Annotated in this window: 1 protein-coding gene; it reads right to left on the bottom strand. The window is 60.4% G+C overall.

Annotated features, from left to right (window positions below; all coding sequences use genetic code 11):
- Positions 1–74: 74 nt before the first annotated feature.
- Positions 75–6,680 (bottom strand): Ig-like domain-containing protein (locus tag MN188_RS17475; RefSeq protein ID WP_275116267.1); only part of this gene is annotated, 6,606 nt, incomplete at its 5' end.

The raw sequence follows: 6,680 nt of genomic DNA on the forward strand, positions 1-6,680 counted from the left end.
ATGAAAAAGCCTTAGCGCATGCTGCAAACAATCTCAGGTCAAATATAGAGCCCCATTACATTTTCAAAGCAATCCTAAACGAAGGCCAGACCGGTATACGTGAAGTCCGAGCTGTTCAGGTCCAATGCATAGACCCCATTTACGATTCCGATTAGCTCGTCGACATCTCCACCCTGCCCGGCCCACCAGATTGCGGTCCCCGGCGTCAGGCCGGGCGCATCCGTGGTCAACAGATAGTCGGTTGCCGCTCCGGCGAGCTGAATCTGGTCCGTTCCGGAAACGAAATCCCAGATGAAGCCGTAATCCGCCTCGCCTGATGCCGCAGCCAATCCGTCATCATAATAGGTGCCGCCCGTATCTCCGAAGACGAAAGTATCCGCACCCGCCATGCCGGTGAAGACATCGATCTCGTCCGCGCCCGGACTGGCACCACCGGGATCGGCAGCCATCAGGACATCTGCTGCATCCGTCCCTTGGATGATATCGCTGCCTGTAATCTCGGTGACTGTGAGATCGCCGAAGGTGACATCATAGTAATGGGCGTTCAGGTAGATCGATCCGGTCGCAGGCGCTTCAGTAAGGCTGAAGGTCTCGATGGTCTGAAGCGTCCAGTCGACAGGCTCGGAGGTGCCCTCCTCCCAGACCTTCAGGCTGTACTGCCGGTCGTAAATGCCCACCTGTTCCACGCGCAGGGTGTAGTTGTAGCTCAGCCCCTCCTGCAGAGGGAGGCTGCCGACCGAGCCCAGCACTTCCGAGAAGCTGTGATAGCTGCGGCTTTTCAACGTTCCATCTTCCCAGAAGAACATGGCGCCGGGCTCCCAGCCGGATTTAGGCTGCCAGTTCGTGATGGGTTCATCCGTGTGGCCATCCCACAGCATACCAAGTGCCAGCCCCCCGCCATCACGTCCTCTGGGGTCAACATTCGTCAGGTCGTGCATCGTGATGGTCAGATTAACCTCGTAATTGTCCCACCCCTGGTCACCAATCACCAGAAGCCGGTCATAGCCCAGCTCGACCGGGCGTGCCCCGGTACCATCCCAGGACCAGAGACCATCCACGACCTGCACCACATCCTGAAGATCCGTCACGGTCTCCCAGTCGATGCTGTAATTGGGGTCCCAGGCAGTGCCGGACCCGTACTGCACCGTCACGTCGCGGGTATGCACCGAGCTGTCTGCAAATGTGGCCGTAATCGTGATCACGTCATCTGCCGCAGACCCGTCAAGCTCGGAATAGGAGACATCGATATTGAAGTCTCCGGGGTTTTGCAGACGCCGGGTGTCCTCCCCGATCGACAGGGCGCGCGACGGACCACCATTCAGCGAATAGGTCAGGGAGGTCACGGCCCCGGACACGTTGCCCAGGATGTTGATCCATTCCTGGCTTTCACCCGGACTGCCGAAACTCTGATCGAGCCCATACCAGACATCAATCGGATTGCCGACCGTCAGGTTGACAGTCGCGGTATCGGTCAGGCTGCCATCCGAGATCGTGTAGGTGAAGCTGTCGGCGCCGCCAAACCCCGCATTCGGCGTATAGGTCCAGGTGCCGTCCGCATTGTCCACCAGCGTGCCATTGGCCGGCTGCGTCATCCCGGTCACGCTGATCGGGTCGCCGTTCGGGTCGCTGTCATTGGTTAGAAGATCCGCCGCGACATTGATCTCCAGCGCCACGTCCTGGTCCGTGGCCAGGCCGTCATCCACCGCATCCGGTGCATTGTTCACCGGCACGATCGTGCCATCCTCATCCAGGATCGGATCGTCGCTGGTCTCGAAGTAATCCACCTGCGCGGTAAACCCGGTTGCCGAACCGGTATTGCCACCGAACACCCCAGCCTTCGCCGCCGTCAGCGCATGGGTGAAGCTGCCCGCCGTCACCCAGGCGGTCCCGTCGGTCGAATAGTCCAGCGTCCAGTCATCCCCCGCCCGCGTCAGCCGCAGATAGGGTGCCACGCTGCCAGGGATAGTTACCCTGAAGGCCATGCTCGACACCCCGTCCACCGTGATCGCGGCAAAGGCATAAAGCTTCTTCCCATCCGAATAGGTGTCAAACCGCAGCCAGTTGTCCGCGTCCTGCTCCACCAGCAAGCCCTGCAACTGGTATTTCTCGCTCGGCGTGCTCAGGAACCGCGTCTCGATCTGGAAATCCCCGTCCGAGATCCCCTGCATCGCCCGGGCGCCGTTGTTCACGCCCCAGACGTCATGCGCCCCATCCGGGGTCACCAGTTCCAGCCAGGCATCAGTCGCATCAGTCCCGAGACCCGAGGAAATGCCCCCGGGACCCTCTATCGTCCAGACCGGATCAAGTACGCCACCAGAAAAATCGTCGGACGCGATGCCGCTGGGTGTCGAGGGTGTCTCGATCGTCAGATCGAAACTTATGGTTGCCGCTGCGGCAAACCCGTCGCTCAAGCTCAGGGTGAACCCGTCCGTGCCGACGACCGCCCCGCTCTGGTGATAGGACACCCGCCCAAGATCCACATCTTCCTGGGTAAAGCTTGCCCCCACCCCGAGAGCCACACCATCCAGGCGCAATTCACCCATCAAGGGGATGCTCCCGATCGTATAGGTCAAATCTGCCGCCGCCTGTTCAACATCAGAGGATGACAACAGTGCCGTATCGATCGCCAGGCTGTCTCCCGGGCTCAGGGTCACCTCATGGGCTTTCTCCTGGAACAGGATCGCCACCGTGCCATCGGTCTTGCTGACCGACAGAATATCCGGAAGCCCGTCGCCATTCATATCCACCGGCTCGGCCCCATAGGCCCCGATCGCGGCACTATCGGCAATCACCGTGGTAAATGCGCCCGCGCCGTCATTGAGATAGACCGCAACGGTGTTGTCATCGACGCTGGCGGAAAGCACATCGATATCACCATCGCGATCGATATCAGCGGTCGAGACGAAACGGGCGGCATCGGCGTTGGCGCTGATCAGGGATTTGGTAAAGCTGCCGGCATCGTTGCGATACCAGGCAATCGTGTCGTCATTCTTGCTGGCTGACACGATATCAAGGTCGCCGTCTCCATCAATATCCGCGGCCGTTGCGAAATAGGCCCCGTTCGCCCCGGTATCCAGCACATGTTTGATGAAGTTCTCGCTGCCGTCGTTTTCATACCAGGCAATCGTGTCATCCGTGAAACTGGCGGCGACAATATCCACATCACCGTCCCCATCCAGATCGACCGGCACCGCGGACTTGGCCGCCAAAGATGCAACATCGACCAGATGCGTGGTGAAATTCTGACTGCCATCGTTTTCACGCCAGGCAATAGTATTGGCATCCTGTCCACTCGTCACGAGGTCGAGATCACCATCCTCATCCATATCGACTGCGAAGATGGAATGAGGCCCGTCCTCGGCGACGATATCATGGCGAGTAAAGGACCCCGAGCCATCATTTTCATACCAGACGTGAAGATCCTCACGATAGCCACCAGCCAGGACATCCATGTCACCGTCCTGATCGAGATCGGCCACCGAGGCCGAATAAGCCGATTCCAGCACGGTATCGATATCATGGCGGATAAACCCGCCAGCACCGTCATTCTCGAACCAGGCAACCGTATCATCCAGTTCCGAGGTAGAGACGATGTCCAGATCGCCATCCTGATCAAAATCAGCAGCCAGCGCGATATGCGTAAGCGGCATCTCCGTGCTGACCACGGATTTTGAAAAGCGGCTCGTCCCGGTGTTGATCACCGGCGCAGTATTGGCCGAGTTGAGCACGACCGCCGCCGTATCACTCTCCCCCGAAGGATCCGTGATGGTATAGGTGAAGCTGTCCGGGCCAGTATATCCGGGGTCGGCAGTATAGGTGAAACCGCCATCTGGGTTCAGCGTCAATGCCCCGTTCGCAGGTCCGGTTGCGAGCGTGAGGGTGAGCAGGTCCCCATCAGGATCCGTGTCATTACGCAAAACACCGTCTGCCGCAGATACAACCACGGCACCGCTTGTATCAAGCTCGTAACTGTCATTAATCGCATCCGGGGCGTCATTGGCAGGTGTCGTGTCATTGACCGTCAGGTTGACAGTCGCGGTATCGGTCAGGCTGCCATCCGAGATCGTGTAGGTGAAGCTGTCGGCCCCGTCGAAGCCCGCATCCGGCGTATAGGTCCAGGTGCCGTCCGCATTGTCCACCAGCGTGCCATTGGCCGGCTGCGTCATCCCGGTCACGCTGATCGGGTCGCCGTTCGGGTCGCTGTCATTGGTTAGAAGATCCGCCGCGACATTGATCTCCAGCGCCACGTCCTGGTCCGTGGCCAGGCCGTCATCCACCGCATCCGGGGCGTTGCCCACGGGCACGATCGTGCCATCCTCATCCAGGATCGGATCGTCGCTGGTCTCGAAGTAATCCACCTGCGCGGTGAACCCGGTTGTTAGGCCAGTGTTGCCGCCGAACACGCCCACCTGCGATGCCGTCAGCGCATGGGTGAAACTGCCCGCCGTCACCCAGGTGGTCCCGTCGGTCGAATAGTCCAGCGTCCAGTCATCCCCCGCCCGCGTCAGCCGCAGATAGGGCGCCACGCTGCCAGGGATAGTTACCCTGAAGGCCATGCTCGACACCCCGTCCACCGTGATCGCGGCAAAGGCATAAAGCTGGCTGCCATCCGAATAGGTGTCAAACCGCAGCCAGTTGTCCGCGTCCTGCTCCACCAGCAAGCCCTGCAACTGGTATTTCTCGCTCGGCGTGCTCAGGAACCGCGTCTCGATCTGGAAATCCCCGTCCGAGATCCCCTGCATCGCCCGCGCAGCGTTGTTCACGCCCCAGACGTCGTGATCCCCATCCGGGGTCACCAGTTCCAGCCAGGCATCAGTCGCATCAGTCCCGAGACCCGAGGAAATGCCCCCGGGGCCCTCTATCGTCCAGACCGGATCAAGTACGCCACCAGAAAAATCGTCGGACGCGATGCCGCTGGATGGCGGGGTGGTTGTACTCGACGTTGCCGCCAACGTTGTGATTTGTGGCGGCGAAAGCACCGCAGAATAAATCTGCGCATCGGCAATCGTTCCCTCGAACGGCGCATCAAACCCCAACTGACCATCGGCGCTGCCCCAACCGCGACCACCCCACTGGATCACTTGAGTGTTCTGCGTCCAGTCCATCACCAGTGGGTCGCTTGCAACCAGAGCCCCGTCAATCCAGAGCTCCGCACCGTCGGCCCCAAAAGTCAGCGCCACCTCATATTCTTGGCCTACGGTAATCCCTCCGTAGTTCAGATAGACTTCACTATCGGCATCCTGGACGCGCACCTTCAGCGTTGATCCTTTCAGGAACATCACAAGGTGATGACCACCGCCGACATAGCCGGAGGCATCCTTCGCAAACAGACCCTGGGCCCCCGACGTATCCGTTGCGATAAACGAGAAGGCTACCGTCCCTTCGGGAGTTTCAAAGGCTGCGTCATGTGCTATTTCCACGACACCGCCAGCCGTCCCGTCGAATTCCTGCACACCCGGCGCGTTATAGACGGTCGCGGGAAAGCCCCCGACATTTACCGTCAGGTTGACAGTCGCGATATCGGTAAGGCCGCCATCCGAGATCGTGTAGGTGAAGCTGTCGGCACCGCCAAACCCCGCATTCGGCGTATAGGTCCAGGTGCCGTCCGCATTGTCCACCAGCGTGCCATTGGCCGGCTGCGTCATCCCGGTCACGCTGATCGGGTCGCCGTTCGGATCGCTGTCATTGATCAGAATGTCCGAGGCCACGCTGATCACCAGCGCCACGTCCTGGTCCGTGACCAGGCCATCATCCACCGCATCCGGGGCGTCATTGGCAGGTGTCGTGTCATTGACCGTCAGGTTGACAGTCGCGGTATCGGTCAGGCCGCCATCCGAGATCGTGTAGGTGAAGCTGTCGGCACCGCCAAACCCCGCATTCGGCGTATAGGTCCAGGTGCCGTCCGCATTGTCCACCAGCGTGCCATTGGCCGGCTGCGTCATCCCGGTCACGCTGATCGGGTCGCCGTTCGGATCGCTGTCATTGACCAGAATGTCCGAGGCCACGCTGATCACCAGCGCCACGTCCTGGTCCGTGACCAGGCCGTCATCCACCGCATCCGGGGCGTTGCCCACGGGCACGATCGTGCCATCCTCATCCAGGATCGGATCGTCGCTGGTCTCGAAGTAATCCACCTGCGCGGTAAACCCGGTTGTTAGGCCAGTGTTGCCGCCGAACACGCCCACCTGCGACGCCGTCAGCGCATGGGTGAAACTGCCCGCTGTCACCCAGGTGGTCCCGTCGGTCGAATAGTCCAGCGTCCAGTCATCCCCCGCCCGCGTCAGCCGCAGATAGGGTGCCGTGTCGCTGGGAATCCTTACCCTGAAGGCCATGCTCGACACCCCGTCCACCGTGATCGCGGCGAAGGCATAAAGCTTCTTCCCATCCGAATAGGTGTCAAACCGCAGCCAGTTGTCCGCATCCTGCTCCACCAGCAAGCCCTGCAACTGGTATTTCTCGCTCGGCGTGCTCAGGAACCGCGTCTCGATCTGGAAATCCCCGTCCGAGATCCCCTGCATCGCCCGCGCAGCGTTGTTCACGCCCCAGACGTCGTGATCCCCATCCGGGGTCACCAGTTCCAGCCAGGCATCAGTCGCATCAGTCCCGAGACCCGAGGAAATGCCCCCGGGACCCTCTATCGTCCAGACCGGATCAAGTACGCCACCAGAAAAATCGTCGGA

Origin of the sequence: Aliiroseovarius subalbicans (assembly GCF_022678625.1) — a bacterium.
Classification (GTDB): domain Bacteria; phylum Pseudomonadota; class Alphaproteobacteria; order Rhodobacterales; family Rhodobacteraceae; genus Aliiroseovarius_A; species Aliiroseovarius_A subalbicans.